Source organism: Pseudomonas fluorescens group sp. (genome assembly GCF_020093335.1).
GTDB lineage: Bacteria > Pseudomonadota > Gammaproteobacteria > Pseudomonadales > Pseudomonadaceae > Aquipseudomonas > Aquipseudomonas petroselini.
The window spans coordinates 17196-34750 of record NZ_JAIOKW010000052.1; the positions used below are offsets into that span (position 1 = coordinate 17196).

15 protein-coding genes are annotated in these 17555 nt (G+C 58.9%); 10 read left to right on the forward strand and 5 right to left on the reverse strand.

Annotated elements, in window-relative coordinates; all coding sequences use genetic code 11:
• Window positions 1-317: 317 nt before the first annotated feature.
• From K7431_RS28695 to K7431_RS28705, 3 genes are all read left to right on the forward strand, one after another.
• Window positions 318-2267, forward strand: a complete 1950-nt coding sequence (locus K7431_RS28695; protein ID WP_012723411.1) for a flavin monoamine oxidase family protein — start codon at window positions 318-320, stop codon at window positions 2265-2267.
• Between the two features lie 112 nt (window positions 2268-2379).
• Window positions 2380-3267, forward strand: a complete 888-nt coding sequence (locus tag K7431_RS28700) for a nitrilase family protein (RefSeq protein WP_012723410.1) — start codon at window positions 2380-2382, stop codon at window positions 3265-3267.
• Window positions 3268-3281: 14 nt separating this feature from the next.
• Window positions 3282-4454, forward strand: a complete 1173-nt coding sequence (locus tag K7431_RS28705) for a hypothetical protein (RefSeq protein ID WP_012723409.1) — start codon at window positions 3282-3284, stop codon at window positions 4452-4454.
• Window positions 4455-4506: 52 nt separating this feature from the next.
• Here the strand turns inward: K7431_RS28705 and K7431_RS28710 are convergent, their stop codons facing one another.
• Complete coding sequence (locus K7431_RS28710; RefSeq protein ID WP_012723408.1) at window positions 4507-5127, reverse strand: transglycosylase SLT domain-containing protein; 621 nt, start codon at window positions 5125-5127, stop codon at window positions 4507-4509.
• 111 nt (window positions 5128-5238) lie between these two features.
• Entirely contained in the window at window positions 5239-6207 is a 969-nt protein-coding gene (locus tag K7431_RS28715) for a hypothetical protein (protein WP_043205136.1), read from the reverse strand.
• 197 nt (window positions 6208-6404) lie between these two features.
• On the opposite strand from K7431_RS28715, the gene K7431_RS28720 reads away from it, so the two are divergent.
• Entirely contained in the window at window positions 6405-7895 is a 1491-nt protein-coding gene (locus tag K7431_RS28720; protein WP_043205135.1) for a helix-turn-helix transcriptional regulator, read from the forward strand.
• Window positions 7896-8004: 109 nt separating this feature from the next.
• A complete protein-coding gene (locus K7431_RS28725) occupies window positions 8005-8277 on the forward strand; it encodes a DUF1652 domain-containing protein (protein ID WP_012723405.1) in 273 nt (90 codons plus the stop codon).
• Between the two features lie 118 nt (window positions 8278-8395).
• On the opposite strand, the gene K7431_RS28730 is transcribed toward K7431_RS28725, so the two are convergent.
• Window positions 8396-8704: an RcnB family protein gene (locus K7431_RS28730; RefSeq protein WP_012723404.1), complete on the reverse strand. Its 309-nt coding sequence runs from the start codon at window positions 8702-8704 to the stop codon at window positions 8396-8398.
• A 452-nt stretch (window positions 8705-9156) separates the two neighbouring features.
• On the reverse strand, window positions 9157-9615 hold the full coding sequence (locus K7431_RS28735) for an REP-associated tyrosine transposase (RefSeq protein WP_043205133.1): 459 nt from the start codon (window positions 9613-9615) through the stop codon (window positions 9157-9159).
• 313 nt (window positions 9616-9928) lie between these two features.
• Between K7431_RS28735 and K7431_RS28740 the strand changes: the two genes are divergently transcribed.
• The 3 genes from K7431_RS28740 to K7431_RS28750 are packed head-to-tail and all read left to right on the forward strand — an operon-like array spanning window position 9929 to window position 12960.
• A complete protein-coding gene (locus K7431_RS28740) occupies window positions 9929-10486 on the forward strand; it encodes a helix-turn-helix domain-containing protein (protein WP_012723402.1) in 558 nt (185 codons plus the stop codon).
• A gap of 11 nt (window positions 10487-10497) precedes the next feature.
• A complete protein-coding gene (locus tag K7431_RS28745) occupies window positions 10498-11844 on the forward strand; it encodes a glutamine synthetase family protein (protein ID WP_012723401.1) in 1347 nt (448 codons plus the stop codon).
• Window positions 11845-11862: 18 nt separating this feature from the next.
• Complete coding sequence (locus K7431_RS28750; RefSeq protein ID WP_012723400.1) at window positions 11863-12960, forward strand: DNA alkylation repair protein; 1098 nt, start codon at window positions 11863-11865, stop codon at window positions 12958-12960.
• Window positions 12961-13016: 56 nt separating this feature from the next.
• Here K7431_RS28750 and K7431_RS28755 read toward each other — a convergent pair whose 3' ends face one another.
• On the reverse strand, window positions 13017-13910 hold the full coding sequence (locus K7431_RS28755; protein ID WP_012723399.1) for a LysR family transcriptional regulator: 894 nt from the start codon (window positions 13908-13910) through the stop codon (window positions 13017-13019).
• A 129-nt stretch (window positions 13911-14039) separates the two neighbouring features.
• Between K7431_RS28755 and K7431_RS28760 the strand changes: the two genes are divergently transcribed.
• A complete protein-coding gene (locus K7431_RS28760) occupies window positions 14040-15686 on the forward strand; it encodes a GMC family oxidoreductase (protein ID WP_012723398.1) in 1647 nt (548 codons plus the stop codon).
• Window positions 15687-15751: 65 nt separating this feature from the next.
• Complete coding sequence (locus K7431_RS28765) at window positions 15752-17374, forward strand: MFS transporter (RefSeq protein ID WP_012723397.1); 1623 nt, start codon at window positions 15752-15754, stop codon at window positions 17372-17374.
• Window positions 17375-17555 lie beyond the last annotated feature (181 nt).

The window sequence follows — 17555 nt, forward strand, 5'->3', positions numbered from 1 at the left end:
CTTGAAGCGGTCACAGGAGCCAGATCGGCGACATTTCCCTTTAACTTGCAGGACGATTCCGAGAGGATCTCGACCGCTTGCGCCGCTCAAATCACGGCCCTGCGTTTTGGTGGATCGGACGCTGCCGTGTATACAGCCGAGCTAATACAGTGCTATCAGGGTGAGGGGGCATACTCCCTCACCATTGGTCGTCGGCACTGCCCTTACGAAAGAATACGACTTACCCTCGCCAAAAAGTCACGCTAGCTTATTTCAAGCTAACAACGCCCGCGTTCAACCTATGAAGAGCCCATTAACTCTGAATAGGGAATATCAGAATGACCATCGGTTCCAACTTCAACTACTCTGCCGACATCGCTCAACGGCATCATCGGAAAAAGCGCTCCAGCAAGAATAAATGGAGAGCGACATACCCCAACCCGCCTGATTTGTGCTTTGACTATCGCGCGTTGGTCGAGCAAGTAAATGGCATCGCGCTGGCCACTGAAACCCAACATAAAATCTGCATCATCGGCGCGGGCATTACAGGCTTAACAACCGCACGCGAACTGTATCGATGCGGTTTCACCAACCTGACTTTACTTGAAAAATCGACACGCATTGGCGGCAGGCACCTTACCGCCCTTGGGCACAACAATACCAACACTGTCGGCAGACCACCTTTCGAGATGGGTGCAATGAGGATGCCGTTCTTCAACCACTCAAGCGAGCCTCCTAAAGAGGGGCGATCACTGATGGCCTATTACGCCAATGCGTTCGAATTACGTCATTCAGACTTTCCAAACCCGGGTAGCCCTGCAGTGCGCTCAACGGGTATCTACCTGCGAGAGGGAAGCATCGATAACAGCACAGAACCCACCATGCTCATCTGGAAAAACGCCGATGGGAAAACCCCGCCTCCGGGTCAAACGTTGGGCAACGTTTTTGCAAAATGGAAAGTCTTCGCCGAACGCATGACGCTGATCATCGCCGAACATTATGGCGCTGAACATTGGGAGGACATGTGGGCGTCGATAGTCAGAACATATGAAGGTATTTCCTTTCGCGACCTGGTCAAAATGCCAAGTATCGACAACTGGAATCAAAGCAACCCTGGAAACTTTGGCGGCATGGGCATGACGGCGCAGGAGTCGGCTGTTTTCTACGCGATCGGAATTGGTGATGGCAGTTGGGGAGCGTTTTATGACGTCTGCGCGCTCTATCCGCTACGCACGGCAATATTCGGGTTCAGTAGTCATCTGCAATTGATCCACGGCCGCGTAAACGCGGACGGCACCCTCATGGCCTCGCCTTACTTGGATGCTCCCGAGACGTTGGATTCGAAAGGCATTGCGTTCAACAAACCAAACTACATCGGCCTTGGATCGCTGGCCGAGTCCCTGCTCTTCATCAAACCCGGCGAAACGCAGGATTCCTTGTACGAACACCTCATAAAAAGTCAGTCCGGGTTATTGACCAGCAGTGCAGTGACAAAACTGAAGAAACTTAACAACGGGCAAATACGCGTCTATTACGACTGGAGCATCGCCCCAAAAGGAACATCGAGCAGCGCATTCATCGATTGCGATTCTGTCGTAATGACGCTGCCCTCATGGCTGATCGAAACACAGGTATCCATTGAAGGCTTCAGCCAGGAAATGCTCCCATTCGAGATCACAGAAGCCTACAAATCAGCTCACTGGGAAACCAGCTGTAAAGTGTACGCCCCGCTTAAAAAGTCGTTCCTCTCTCACAACAAGAACATCCCACAGACGCTCGTGACAGACAGTTTAGTTCATGATGTATACACGTACCGCTACAACAACACCAACACCTATGATTGCATCCTACTCAGCTATACGTGGGAAGATGATGCCACAAAGTTATCGGTGTTCAGCGATGAAGAACTTGTTGACAAATGCATCGAAGACCTTGACCGAATCCTGTTGAAATCCACAAACATAAAAGAAAAAATATCACCCTACATCGGACGCAAACAAGCGGTCGTGCAACGCTGGATGAACGATAAAAACTCACTGGGTTGCGCAAAGCTTTACCGTGCAGGCACTTACTACAACGCTATGAAACTACTGCAATATAATCGTAACTTCTCTCATAAGTCAGGCCTTTACCTCTGCGGGGAGTCTTTCTCCGTCGATGCAGGCTGGACGGAACCCTGTTTCAGAGGAGCAGTGGATACCGTGATAAACATTTGCAACAAAACCCGTGCAACATTCAACGGAGGTTTTACTATGCATGACTATCCCACCTACAAAGCCGAACCGTAAAAGAAAGAGACTACAACGCAACGGGAATCGCCCGACTTTTAATTAAACATTTGCTCGCCTCTTATAAACACCCAACCGATTTCCGGTTGTATAACAATAAGAGGTCACCTCCATGAGCGAACCAGCAAGCCCTGCACGCGTAGCGGTCATACAACTTGATCCACAGGTTGGCATGAATAACCGAGCCAATAACTTGCATCAAAGTCTTGCACTGGCAACCGAAGCCGCAAACGGCGGAGCCAACCTGATCGTGCTGCCTGAGCTCACCAATTGCGGGTATTTTTTCAGCAGTCGCCAGGATGCTTTTGATCACGCCGAACTGGTTCCAGACGGCACCAGTGTGCAGGCATGGATAGATTTTGCCTGCAGGCATCAGGTTTATCTGGTGGCTGGCCTGTGCGAAATAGACGGTATGCAGTTGTTCAATACGGCCGTGCTGCTAGGTCCTGACGGGTTTATCGGCAAATACCGCAAAGCGCATTTGTGGAACCTGGAAAAGCTTTGGTTCACCCCTGGCAATACGGGCTTTCCAGTGTTTGAAACGCCGATCGGCCGTATTGGTTTGCTGATTTGTTGGGATATCTGGTTCCCGGAGGTGCCCCGCATTCTTGGCCAGCAAGGTGCCGATATTATTTGCAGCCTGAATAACTGGGTGTGGACGCCACCGCCGCTATTCGATGAGGCAGGCAAATGCATGGCGTCATACCTGACGATGACCGCCGCCCACGTCAATAATGTGTTTATCGCCGCCGCCAGCCGCATTGGCGAAGAGCGTGGAGCGCGCTACCTCGGATGCTCGTTGATTGCCGGCACCAACGGCTGGCCGATTGGCGCGGTAGCTTCGGCCAATCGCCAGGAAATCCTGTTCGCCGACATTGATGTCACCAGCGCCCGCAGTGCTCCGATCTGGAACAGCCTCAATGACCTGCAACGTGATCGACGTAATGATCTCTACGATCAAATGCTCGGTTACTCCCACCACCCTGCCCTTCCGCGTTGATCGGAGGGCACAGCATGAAAACACTCATTACCGAAACAAGATCCGGCTGTTCCTGGATGGACGTCACCGTCCTGATCCTGGGGTTGAGCAGCGTACTGCTGGTGCTTTGGGTAGCGCTGAGCACTCAAGGCTCATGGCCGGGCTACGCCGAGATGGTCGCGAGCCTGCCCCATCCGGTTGCGTGGCTACGGTGGATACTGGGGGATATCAGTGAAGTAGCCTTCTACAAGCATGAACTTGCATCACTCGGCTTGCTGGGCGGCGCTTACCTGGCTTGGTGGGCAAGCAAGCACGGTAAAACCTGGCAGGGATTTTCCATTTCCTACGGAACGGGACTGTGGCCTTGGCTGATAACCAGTTCACTGTTGGGGCTACTGCTGAGCAATCTACTGTGGGGCTGGAGCGTCACCGCACAGACGTGGCAACCGACGTTCGCGGCGTTCGTCTCATTACCGGCGGCGATGGTGCTGATGTTCGGTGGCGGCTGGAAAGTTGCGATAAACGGTGCGGTGCTGGGCGCATTGCTGGTGACGCCTATGTGCTTGTTGATCGTGAACTTCGTGTGCGTACCGCTAGGTCTTCCAGTGGTTATCGGCAACGTGGTGGGCATGGCCGTCGGCAGTGTCATAGCGTTTGTACTGTGTCGTAGAGTGCCCTTGCTGGTGCGTTCCGACTACATCGCCCCCGCCAGACCGGCGCCTGCAAAACCGCCTACTTACGGGATAGCTTGGAGCATTCGGCGGGTGCTGGCAGACTTTTCCGAAGCGCCGTTTTTTGGGAACGAACTCGCCAGTCTCGGGTTGCTGGCAGGCGTGTTATTAGCATACGCCCTGAACCCCGTCAGCCCGGCGTATGGATCAGGCCTGGTCTTGCCGCTGCTGGGCGCCCAGGCGCTGACATCGTTGTCAGGTGTCGTGATCTGGCGAAAACAGTGGATCAAACGAGGCTGGTACCCAACCTACGTTCCACTGGTATCCGTCGTGCCTGCGGCTGTATTGACCCATGGTGGTAGTTGGACAGTCATTGCTTCGAGTGCACTGCTCGGGGCGCTGATCGCGCCGCCATTGGCCTGTGCGATTGCAGCACGCGTGCCCGTACACGTTCACCCGTATATAGGTAATGTCACTTCAATGGCGTTGAGTACATTGATGATAGTGCCGCTGGTAGGCTGGTTAGTTCAAGCGTAAGAGCCTTCCCACGCTGCGCGCCTCCTGCAGCGTGGGAACAGCTTTTGGTCTCTCACAACCACCGCCAAAACCGACTCCAGAATCCCCGCCCCAAATCATCCTTACACCCCGCATATTGCTGCGCATACATCTGCGAGCGCGCCTGAACCTTGCTGGCCACCGGCGGCAACCAGGCTTTGCTGGCGTAGGTGCGCTGGCGGTAGCCGCCCCAGCCTTCGTGGTAGTTCAGGTACTGCCCGTAGGCGTCGTATTTGTACACGCCGTTGACGCTGTAGGTCTTGTCCATGTACCAGCCGACAAAGTCGATGGCGTCGTCGAAGTCATGGCGACTGGCGCCGCTGCGGCCGGTGCTTTTGCGGTAGTCGTTCCACACTTCGTCCTTGGCCTGGGCGTAACCGGCGGCGGTAGAGACGCGGCCCCAGGGGATGATCCACAGCAGGTATTTGCGTGGGGCCAAGGCGTCCTGATGGAAACCCGACTCTTGGTACATGATGGCGAACGGCACCTGGATCGGCACGCCCCAACGCTTTTGCGTGACTTTGGCGGCGTCGTACCAGTCGTCCTTTTCACGGAAGATGCTGCAGAGGTCGTTGGGGTTGCGTGGCGGTGAAGTACCGCACGCCGCCAACAGAGAAGAGAGGAGTAACAGTCCGACGGCTTTGCCTGCGCTCAAGGGGCACCTGTGTGTCATACGCGTAAAAGGCCGCCAGTTTACGCGTATCACACTCAAGTACAGCGCTGCAGTGACGGGTAAAGCGGCGTCCTTGCCACTCGACCCAAAGGTTTAAGCCAACGGCACGCGACGGTTGGTCAGCGCCAGGCGACCCACAAAAAAGCTCAAGGCCGCACCCAGCAACAGCATGGCCAAGGTGCTCCAGGCAGCGCGCGACAGTTGCTTGGCGGCCACTTCGGCGGCTTCACGGGCTTTTTGTTCAGCCTGTTGTTTCAGCTCATCGACCTTCTGCATGGCCTGTTGATAGGCCTGGGCGTAGTTGTCGACGATCTGCTTGGCTTCTTCTTTGCTCTTGCCGGTACGGGCAGCCACGATGTTGACCAGGGCTTCTTTATCGGCCGCGTTCAGCGCGGGCTCACCGGAGGCTTTGACGCGCTCGAACCATTGCTTCAGCGCATCGCCGGCCTGGGCAGGGTCGGTCGCTGCGGCGGTGGCGGACTGTTTGCCATCGGCGGCGGCCTGGTCGGTCTTCTGCTCGACGTTAGCCGGGTCCAGTTCAGGCTTGCCGCTCTGCTTGAGCAAGGTATCGAGTTCGCCTTGCAGGCTGTTCCAATCCAACTGGATACCCTGCTCGTTCAGTTGTTGCTTGATGCTGTCACCAATGCCTGGCGCCGCCGCGGCGATACCACTGCCAGCAGCCGACAGGCCTTTACCGACCACATTGCCGGCAGTGCCGACGACACTGGCGGCCAAGCCAGCCAGCAGCCAGGTGGTGAGCAAGGTGGTGACGGTCCAGGTCAGCACGCCGTGGAGGCCGCCGCGATCCGGTGCCGTGCGGCCGGCGACAAACGCGCCAACGCCGATGGCAACCAGCGTGGAGACGAACAGCCAGATCCCTGCCCCGGTGCCGAAACCGCTCAGCGGGTTACCGGCTTCCATGGGGTTGACCGCGCTGGCACCGATGGCCGTGCCCAGCACACTGAGTACCAGATAGGTCACCAGGGCAATTGCACTACCGGCGAGCACCGAGCTCCAGGACACACGAAACAGCGAGCGATTGGTTTCATAGACAGTGGTCATACAGAGGTCCTTCACACGTTATGGGAGCAAGGCGAAATGCCTTGATGGGTGTGAGTGTGGCGAAACGACATACGTTCAGTCGTGGCCCAAATGCACCAGATAGCCTGGTGCATTCGCACTCCCCTCCCTGCACTTTCTCTGCACTATCCTGATACGCGGGTGTCGTACTTTTCATGCGCCCAAAACCCGGAGATTCTATGACCCAGGATGTTCTCGCCAAAGAAACCAACCGTCGCCAACTGCAGCAAATAATCTCCGGTGTGTCCGACGGGATCATCCTCGCTGAGGTCGACCAGACCATCCTCTGGGCCAATGAAGCCGCACTGAACATGCACGGCATTGATGACGTCACGGCACTGGGTGCCAATACCCAGGCCTACGCCGAACACTTCGCCCTGCGCTATCGCAACAATCATCCGGTGCTACTGGAAAACTACCCCCTCGCCCGCGTAGCCGCAGGCGAAGAGTTCAGTGATGTGGTGGTCGAATGCACCCCCATCGCTGACGCCGATAAGACCTGGGTCCATCGCCTGCGCAGCTTGATCATCACGGATTCGCACGGCGAACCGGAATTGCTGGTGCTGATCCTCAGCGACGCCACCGAATGGGCGAGCGCCGAGCAGCGGTTCGAGAAAACCTTCAACGCCAATCCGGCGCCCGCGGTGATCTGCCGCTTGAGCGACCTGCGTTACATCAAGGTGAACCAGGGTTTTCTGGAAATGACCGGCTACAACCGCGACCAAGTCATCGGCAAATCCGTGTATGAACTGGACGTACTGGAACAGGCCGAACGCAAGGACCTGGCCATCCAGCGCCTGGGCGAAGGCGCGACCATTCCGCAAATGCAGGCCGAACTGAGACTGCCCGAAGGTGGCAGCAAACTGGTGATCGTCGCCGGCCAGCCGCTGGACATGAACGAAGAGGACTGCATGCTGTTTTCCTTCATGGACCTGGAGCCGCGACGCAAAGCTGAAATCGCCCTGCGCCAGAGTGAGGAACGCTTCGCCAAGTCTTTCCGCCTGACCCCGGTGCCCACCCTGGTGTGCAGCGCCGCCAACCGCCAGGTGGTGGACATCAACGAAGCGTTCATGAGCCTCACCGGCTATACCAGCGAGGAACTGATCGGCAAGTCCGTCGAAGACATTGACTTCATCGACAGCCCCCAAGCGGGTGCGCAGTTGTTCACCAGCCTGGAAAAAGCCGGCAATCTCGACGGCCAGGACCTCAAGGTGCGTAAAAAAGGCAATGAGGTGATCGACTGTGTGGTCTCTGCCGACACCGTGATCATTCAGGACGTGCCCTGCTACTTGCTGGTGATGATGAACATCACCGAACGCAAACGCTCGGAACTGGAACTGGTGGCCGCCATCGAAGAGGTGATGCAGGACGCCTCCTGGTTCAGCCAGACCCTCATCGAAAAACTGGCCAACGCCAAGAGCGTCAACAGTCCCAACCAACCCAATATCAGCTTTACCGACCTCACGGCCCGCGAGCGCGATGTGCTGGGCTTGATTTGCGAAGGCCTGGCCGACAAGGAGATCGCCTTGCGGCTGAAACTGGCGCCCAATACGGTGCGCAATCATGTCGCCACGGTGTACTCGAAACTGGGGGTGCACAGCCGCAGCGCAGCCATCGTCTGGGCCCGTGAACGCGGGCTGTTTGCGGGTGAGTTGCGTCTAAAAAAGTAAACCCTTTAAGTGCAAATGCACTAGTGCACCTAGTGCGAATTCGCCTTATGGCGCCAGGGGCCAGTCCTTAACCTTCAAGGGTCGAAACTTATGCCTTGAAGGAAACAGCATGTTTACCCTCTCTCAATTGCGAAATTGCATCGAAGAAGGCCTGTCGCCGCTGACATGTGAATTCACGTTGTGCCGGGATGCGTCCCTGACGCTCAAGGTCTACGACGCTGAAACCGGCCGCGTGGACTTGGTGGTGACCGGGATCAGCACGAACCGGCTGCAGACCCCGCAAGAAGTTGAAAAGATGGTGGAAGAGCTGCGCTACGAATTGCAATGCAACAACGTGGGTAAGCTCACGCTGGATGATTTGCCTTCAGCGACGCAACAATAAGCTCAGCGTGCGGGGGTAGTTTCTTAGTGGAGTAGGCCCCCCCTGCTTTCTTCGCTGGGAAGGTAACGCGGTTTTTGAAGCCGGTTACCTCAACCCGGAGCCGCTACGATAACCACCGTCACTTCTTGACGGGGGTGATCTCCAGGATGGTGCCGTTGGTGGTCTTGAGCAGTACGAACTTATCGCCTACCCGCGTCCATTGGCTGTCTTCTTCAGGCTGCTTGAGACCGCGTTTTTTCCAGTCGCTGACGGCTGATTCCTTGCGCATCAGCATATCCGGCGCGCGATCACCTTCTTTCAAGTCACGGGCGTTGATATTCGAAGGTTGCACGGTTTCCTGAGGGGTATCACCGGCCTGCACGATAAAGCTGGCGGTGGACAGGCTCGTGGCGACCAGCAGGCAAGCGATCAGGGATTTGGATTTCATGGGTGCTCCTTCAATGAATGATGCGTACCCAGGTTCGGACCGCTGCCACGCACGATCATTCAATCAAGCAACACGCCACCTGTGGCGAGGGAGCTTGCTCCCGCTGGGTTGCGCAGCAGCCCCAAAAAGCAAAACCGTGTACTCCCTGAACAGACGCGGCGTAAGAGTCGGGGCCGCTTCGCAGCCCAGCGGGAGCAAGCTCCCTCGCCACAGGTGACATGCCTTCATAGCCAGGCAGCGCCTCATAGAGGGTAGTCACCCACCAAGCCTGCTCGCAGGGGATTACCGACAATGTAGCGCACCACCCCCGTGGCGAGGGAGCTTGCTCCCGCTGGGTTGCGCAGCAGCCCCAAAAAGCAAAACCCTGAATGACCTGAACGAACGCGGCGTATGAATTGGGGCCGCTTCGCAGCCCAGCGGGAGCAAGCTCCCTCGCCACAGGTGACAGGCTTTCATAGCCAGGTAGCGTCCCATAGAGGGTAGTCACCCACTTGATCCACCAAGCCTGCTCGCAGGGGATTACCGATGATGTAGCGCGCGATTTGGATAAGGTCTTCTTCGGCACGCGCGGCTCGATCATGGTATCCGCTTTGCCAAAAAGCGCCCTGTGTGCCGCAGGCTCGATTGATCGTCAGCGTACTCCTCGATTTCACCCGCTGCATAACCTGGGGCAGCGACGCGTCCTGCAATTCAAACAACCAATGGAAATGATCCGGCATGATGACCCAGGCGAGTGATTCAACCAGGCCGAGGTCATGGGCCTGCTTGAGTTCTGCAACCAGTAACCGTCCCAGGTAAAAGTGGGTAAATACGGGCCGCCGTTGATAAACCACCGCGGTCACCAAGTAGGCACGACCTGTTTCTGAGTAACGACCACGACGTAACAAATGAGAGCTGGGCTTCTGAAGCAACTCAATGCTCCTGGCGATTGATAATCTGATCAACTCAACCTAGCAGTCCGCGCCCATCTCCCTGCTCAATTCAATTTCCTCATATTTCCTTCCACCCCTTGTGGCGAGGGAGCTTGCTCCCGCTGGGTTGCGCAGCAGCCCCAAAAAGCTAAACCCTGAATGACCTGAACGAACGTGGCGTATGAACTGGGGCCGCTTCGCAGCCCAGCGGGAGCAAGCTCCCTCGCCAAAGAAAACACCTCATCCTGCAGCCCCCATTGCCCACATGAAATAAATCCTGTAATTTTTCATGAAATTAATCGAAATAAATTTCATGAACCAACAAGAAGAACTCGCCACTCTCGCGGCGTTGATCCACGATCTGCGCAAGCACAAGAAGCTCACCCTCGCCCAGCTCGCGCAAAAAATTGAGCGTTCCGTGGGTTTCCTGTCCCAGGTCGAGCGCGGCCTGTCGCGACCGACGGTGGCCGATTTGACCGCCATCAGCCACGCACTCGACGTGCCCACCACCTACTTCTACAGCCAGCCCAAACCCAAGGCCGTGGACTGGATCACCCGCCCCAACGAGCGGCGCACGGTGTATTACGCCAATGGCATCACCGACATCCTCGTCTCACCGAGCATGAACGGCGCGTTCTCGATGCTCGACAGCCTGTTGGCCCCTGGCGCCAACAGCGGCGAACAAACCATGAGCGATCGCGCCGAGCAGGCCGGTTTTGTGCTGGAGGGCGAATTGACGCTGTGGGTAGAAGGTGAGACCGATCCGGTCACCCTTGGCCCCGGCGACAGCTTTCACCTCGCCAGCTTCGCCCATTGCCGCTACGCCAACCTCACCGACCTGCCCGCCCGCGTGTTGTGGGTTTACAACTAGGAGCAACACCCGTGAAAAGCCATGCCTCCACGTTACTGGCCGAAGTACGGACCTTTCGCCAGAACCATCCCGATGTGCGTTATGTCGACCTGATCGCCCTGGACATTCCCGGGCATTTCTACGGCAAGCGCTACCCCATCGAGATGCTGGAAAAAGTTGCCGCCGGCAGCCCGTTGAAGCTGCCGCAGAATGCCGTGTTGCTGGGGGCTCAGGGCGGGTTGTTCAAGATTGGCGACTACTGCTTCAACGACGGCGACCCGGACGCCAACCGCCGCCTGGTGCCGGGCACGCTCAAGCCGGTGAGCTGGGAATCACAGCCGTTGGGCCAGATGCTGATGACCTCCGATGGCACCGACGCGCCCATCGAATTCGAGCCCCGCGAAGTCCTGGCCAAGGTGCTGGAGCGCCTGCAGCACAAGGGCATCCACCCAGTGGTGGCGTTTGAGCTGGAGTTCTACCTGTTCGACAAAACGTTGGATAACGGCCTGCCGCAATTCGCCCGCGACTCGCTCAGCGGCGATGCCGACGACCAGCCCAACCTGCACATCGAACGGCTGTCACGCTTCAGCGGCGTGTTGGATGACATGGCGCAAACCGCCAAGGACCAGGGCATCGATATCACGGTGATCACCGCCGAACTCGGCCCCGGCCAGTTCGAGATCAACTTCGGCCACCTCGACGACGGCCTGCGCGCCGCCGACTGGGCCGCCCTGTTCTGCCGCAGCACCCGTGGCGTGGCGCTCAAACAGGGGTACCGCGCCAGTTTCATGGCCAAGCCTTACCTGCAATTCCCGGGCAGCGGCATGCACGTGCATGTCAGCCTGTATGACGGCGCGGGCAACAATGTGCTCGCAGCCCATCAGCAGCAACCCCTGCGCCACGCCGTGGCCGGGTGCCTGGAATTGTTGCCGCACTGCATGCCGATCTTCTCGCCCAACCACAACGCCTTCCGCCGCCTGGGCGGCACGGTGAATGCCGCCACCCGCGCCAGCTGGGGCTTTGAAGACCGCGACGCGTGTGTGCGCATTCCCGAGTCCGACCCACGCAACCTGCGCGTCGAGCATCGCCTGGCCAGTGCCGATGCCAACCCGTACCTGGTGCTGGCGGCGATCCTGGTGGGCCTGGAGCATGGCCTCGAAGCCAAGCGCGAACCCATCGCCCCGCTGAACGAGGACCGTAGCAGCGGCAGCGACTTCCCCCTGGAAATGCTCGAAGCCGTACGCGCCATGCAGCATCAAGCGGTGCTGCGCGATAAGCTGGGCGCCGAATTTGTCGACGTGTACTGCGAGAACAAACGCCAGGATCACCTGGCCTTTCAACAAGAGATCAATGCGCGGGAATACCGCTGGTTTCTTTAACCGCCCCTGGAATCATCGATGACCGACCAAGCTGCCCCGGCGCTGAAGGAAATTTTCAACGTCGAACGCCTGCAACACATCGCCAGTGAGATGACGGCGGTGTACCCGGCGTTCGACGCCAAGGGCTTCCTCAAGCACGCCAAGGCCGGGCTGGCCGAGTTATCAGTGATGCAGCGCATGGCGCGGGTCAGCGAGAGCCTGCATGCGGTGATCCCGCTGGACTACCCGCAAACCCTCACGCTGCTCTACGCCTTGGCGCCACGCCTGAACAGTGGGTTTGTCAGCCTGTTTTTGCCGCACTACGTGGCGAGCTATGGGCGGGATGACTTCAAGCGCTCCATGGCTGCACTTAAATACTTCACAACGTTTGGCTCCGCCGAATTCGCCATCCGCCACTTTCTGCTGCACGACTTCCAGCGCACATTGGCGGTGATGCAGGCGTGGTCGCAGGATGACAACGAACACGTGCGCCGCCTGGCCAGCGAAGGGTCGCGGCCGCGCTTGCCCTGGTCGTTTCGCTTGGCCGAAGTCCAGGCTGACCCTGAGTTGTGCGCGTCGATCCTCGACCACCTCAAGGCCGACAGCAGCCTGTACGTGCGCAAGTCCGTGGCCAACCACCTCAACGACATCACCAAGGACCACCCGGAGTGGGTGCTCAGCCTGATCGAAGGCTGGAACCTGGAGAACCCTCACACCGCCTGGATCGCCCGCCATGCCCTGCGCAGCCTGATCAAGCAAGGCAATACGCGTGCATTGACCCTGATGGGTGCAGGCGCCAAGGCCGAAGTGAAGATCCACCATCTCATGGTCACGCCAGCGGTGATCAACCTCGGCGAACGCATCAACCTGTCCTTCACCCTGGAATCCACGGCCCCGGCCCCACAGAAGTTGGTGGTGGATTACGCCATCGACTACGTGAAGAGCACCGGCCACGGCGCGGCGAAGGTGTTCAAGCTCAAGGCGTTCAGCCTGGGTGCCGGAGCGCAGCAGCACATTCGGCGCGAACAGCACATTCGCGACATGACCACCCGCAAGCATTACCCTGGCCGGCATGTGGTGCATGTGCTGGTGAATGGGGAACGGCTGGGGAGTGCCGAGTTTGAGTTGCGCGCCTGACCGGGTTCAGTGATTCCACACAAATTCAATGTGGGAGCAGTATTGATCCGGTTTCTTCAGTTGGTTTCGCCCAGCAACAAGCCTTGCTCGCGCGCGCACAACTCCACCACGTAGTCCCACAACACCCGCAGCCGCACCGACTTATGCAACTCCCGGCGCGAGCTGATCCAGTAACTGCGCTGGATCCCCTCCCCCTGCAGCAACGGCACCAGCTCCGGGTCGCCGGCGGCCATGAAGCACGGCAACACCGCGATCCCCAACCCGGAGCGCGCCGCCTGGTGCTGGGCGATCACGCTGGTGCTGTGGAACACCACCTTGGGGTTGCGGCAGAAGCTGCTGAGGAATTTGAGCTCCTGGCTGAACAGCAGGTCGTCCACGTAATCGATCCACGCATGCGCCGCGAGGTCTTCGCGTTTTTCGATCGGCGGGTTGCGGTCCAGATAGGCACGGCTGGCATAGAGGGCCAGGCGGTAGTCGGTGAGTTTGCGTGTGACCAGTTGATCGACGCTCGGGCGTTCGAGGTGGATGCTGATTTCCGCTTCGCGGTTGAGGATGCTGACAAAGCGCGGCACCGCCACCAGTTCCACTTCCAGGCCGGGGTAGCGGTCGAACAGGCCGCCCATGCGGCTGGCCAGGAACATCACGCCCAACCCTTCGGCCACCCCGAGGCGGATCTTGCCCAGGGGCGCGGCGGAGTGGGTCAGTTCGTCTTCGGCCAGCAGCGCGACGTTTTCCATGGCTTCAGCGTGCTTGAGCAGCGCTTCGCCGGCGGGGGTCAGTTCGTAGCCCTGGGCATGCTGCACGAACAGTGCGGTGCCGAGGCTTTTCTCGATCGCCTCGATATGCCGGGCCACGGTGGCATGCGTGGTTTTCAGGCGTTGCGCGGCGGTAAGCAGGCGGCCGCTGCGCTGCAACTCAAGAAAGTACCGCAGGTCGTTCCAGTCGAACATGACGCCTCCATTGAATGAGCCTCGGCTACGCTGTTTAAAAACGCACAGCAGCTGGGTAAAAACTAACATTTTTAAGACGAAAACTAACAACTAGGATGGAACCAATAAGAAAAACAAGCGAGGCCTCAGATGCCCTTTGCAACTGCTGAATACGATTACATCGTGGTAGGCGCCGGCCCCGCGGGCTGCCTGCTCGCCAATCGACTGTCCGCCAACCCCGCCCATCGCGTGCTGCTGCTGGAAGCCGGCGGCCGCGACAATTACCCCTGGATCCATATCCCCGTCGGCTACCTGTTCTGCATCGGCAACCCGCGCACCGACTGGTGCTTCAAGACCGAAGCCCAGGAAGGCCTGCAAGGCCGTGCGCTGAGTTATCCACGCGGCAAGGTGCTGGGCGGCTGTTCGTCCATCAACGGCATGATCTACATGCGCGGCCAGGCCCTGGACTACGACGGCTGGGCGGCAGAAGGCAACGCAGGCTGGGCCTGGAAAGACGTGCTGCCGCTGTTCAAGCAAAGCGAAAACCACTTTGCCGGCAGCTCGGAGTTCCATAGCGACGGCGGTGAATGGCGGGTCGAGCAACAGCGCCTGCACTGGCCGATCCTCGATGCGTTCCGTGACGCAGCGGCGCAGAGCGGCATTGCCAACCTCAACGATTTCAACCAGGGCGACAACGAAGGCTGCGGCTACTTCCAGGTCAACCAGAAAGCCGGGGTGCGCTGGAACGCAGCCAAGGCGTTTCTCAAGCCGGTCCGCCAACGCCCCAACCTCACAGTGCTGACCGACGTGGACGTGGACCGCGTGCTGCTGGAAAACGGCCGCGCCTCCCAGGTGGTCGCGCGCCAGCACGGCCAGCAGGTCAGTTGGAGAGCGCGCAAGGAGATTGTGCTGTGCGCCGGCTCCGTGGGTTCACCGGGCATCCTGCAACGCTCCGGGATTGGCCCCTCCAACGTGCTCAAGCCATTGGGCATCGAGGTACTGCACGAGTTACCGGGCGTGGGCGGCAACCTCCAGGATCACCTGCAACTGCGGCTGATCTACAAGCTGGAAAACGCCCGCACCCTCAACCAGATCGCTGGCACCGTATGGGGCAAGATGGGCATGGGCCTGCGCTACCTGTACGACCGCAGCGGCCCGCTGTCGATGGCGCCCAGTCAGCTCGGCGCATTTGCCCGCTCGGGCCCGGAACAGGCCTCGGCCAACCTTGAATACCATGTGCAACCGCTGTCCCTGGAGCGCTTTGGCGAACCGCTGCATGCGTTCCCGGCGTTTACCGCCTCGGTCTGCGACTTGCGCCCGCAAAGTCGCGGGCGCATCGACATTCGCTCGGCCAACCCGGCGGATGCACCGCTGATCCGTCCCAACTACCTCAGCCATCCGGAAGACTTGCGTGTGGCCGCCGATGCGATCCGCCTGACCCGCCGCATCGTTTCCGCACCGGCCCTGAGCCAGTTCAAGCCGGTGGAATATCTGCCGGGCGACTCGCTGCAGACCGAAGAGGAACTGCACGAAGCCGCCGCGCGCATCGGTACGACCATCTTCCACCCGGTCGGTACCTGCCGCATGGGCAGCGATAAAGAGGCGGTGGTCGATGCGCAACTACGGGTGCATGGCGTCCCTGGGTTGCGCATCGCCGATGCGTCGATCATGCCGCGCATTACCTCCGGCAACACCTGTTCACCGACGCTGATGATCGCGGAGAAAGCCGCGCAGCTGATCCTTTCGCCGCCTACAAGGAGTCTCGCCCCGGAGAAAGAACTGGTTCATGCAATCTGAATAGCGGCGCCAAACCTGGCGCCGACAGTGGAACAACAATAAATAATCACTGTGAGGGCTACCCGATGTCAGAACATGCTCAACCCCTGGGCTCGGCGGTTACCGCCAGCACCGGCAACGAATCGAGAAAGGTCATCTTCGCCTCGTCCCTGGGGACGGTGTTCGAGTGGTATGACTTTTTCCTCTACGGCGCCCTGGCGGCGGTGATCAGCAAGCAGTTCTTTGCCGGGGTCAACGACACCACGGCGTTTATCTTCGCCTTGATGGCCTTCGCGGCCGGCTTTGTGGTGCGACCGTTCGGGGCACTGGTGTTTGGCCGGTTGGGCGACATGATCGGGCGTAAATACACCTTCCTCGTCACCATTATTTTGATGGGCGTGGCGACCTTCTGCGTCGGGCTGTTGCCGACCTACGCCAGCATCGGCATTGCGGCGCCGATCATCCTGATCGTGCTGCGCATGCTTCAAGGCCTGGCCCTGGGCGGCGAATACGGCGGCGCGGCGACCTATGTGGCCGAGCATGCGCCTGCGGGCAAGCGCGGGTTTCACACCAGCTGGATTCAATCCACCGCGACCCTCGGCCTGTTGCTCTCACTGCTGGTGGTGCTGGCCTGCCGTTACTTCACCGGTGACCAGTTCGAAGTGTGGGGCTGGCGCATTCCGTTCCTGTTTTCCATCGTGCTGCTGGGCATTTCCACCTGGATCCGCATGAGCCTGCATGAGTCGCCGGCGTTCCTGAAAATGAAAGAGGAAGGCAAGGTCAGCAAGGCGCCGATCCGCGAGTCCTTCGGCAAATGGGAGAACCTCAAGATCGTGCTGATCGCCCTGTTCAGCATCAACGGCGGCCAGGCGGTGACCTTCTACGCGGCGCAATTCTACGTGCTGTTCTTCCTCACGCAGTTCCTGAAAATGGACCCGGCCCTGGCCAACATGTTGTTGATCATCAGCGTGGTGATCGGCGCACCGTTCTTTATCTTCTTTGGCTGGCTGTCGGACAAAGTGGGCCGCAAGCCGGTGCTGATGCTCGGCCTGCTGCTGGCCACCGTGCTGTACTTCCCGATCTTCAAGAGCCTGGCGCACTACACCAACCCGGCGATGGACCAGGCCAGTCGCCAGGCACCGATCACCGTACTGGCCGATCCGGCGACCTGTACCTTCCAGTTCGACCCGGTGGGCAAGGCGAAATTTGACAGCCCATGCGACAAGGTCAAGACCTTCCTGGTCAAGCAAGGCCTGCCCTACAGCAGCGCCGTGGCACCTGCCGGCAGCCCGGTGCAGGTGAGCGTGGGTGACGTGCGTATCGACGGCTTTGACGAAAAAGCCCTGCGTGGCGCCGTGACCCTGGCCGGCTACCCGTCTTCGGCGGATGTGGCCCAGGTCAACAAGACCATGGTGGTGGTGCTGATCGTGGCGCTGATCCTGATCGCCGCCATGTGCTACGGCCCGCTGGCAGCGCTGATGGTGGAACTGTTCCCGACGCGCATCCGCTACACCTCGATGTCCCTGCCCTACCACATCGGCAACGGCTGGTTTGGCGGGTTCCTGCCGACCGTGTCGTTTGCCCTGGTGGTGTACACCGGCGATATCTTCTACGGCCTGTGGTACCCGGTGGTCGTGACAGGGGTGAGCCTGATTGTGGGGATGGTCTGCCTGAAAGAAACGCGGCATGTGGATATCGATAACAACTGACCCGTAACAACGGATTTTCAAACACTGAAGATCGCCTGTGGGAGGGGGCTTGCCCCTGTACAAACCGGGGACATCGTTTACATTTCTAACCGGGGACATGGTTTACAGGTTAATACGCATGATCAGGAGGTAACTGATCATGCCCTGGAACCAAGAGTCCCCCATGAACCAACGAATCAAG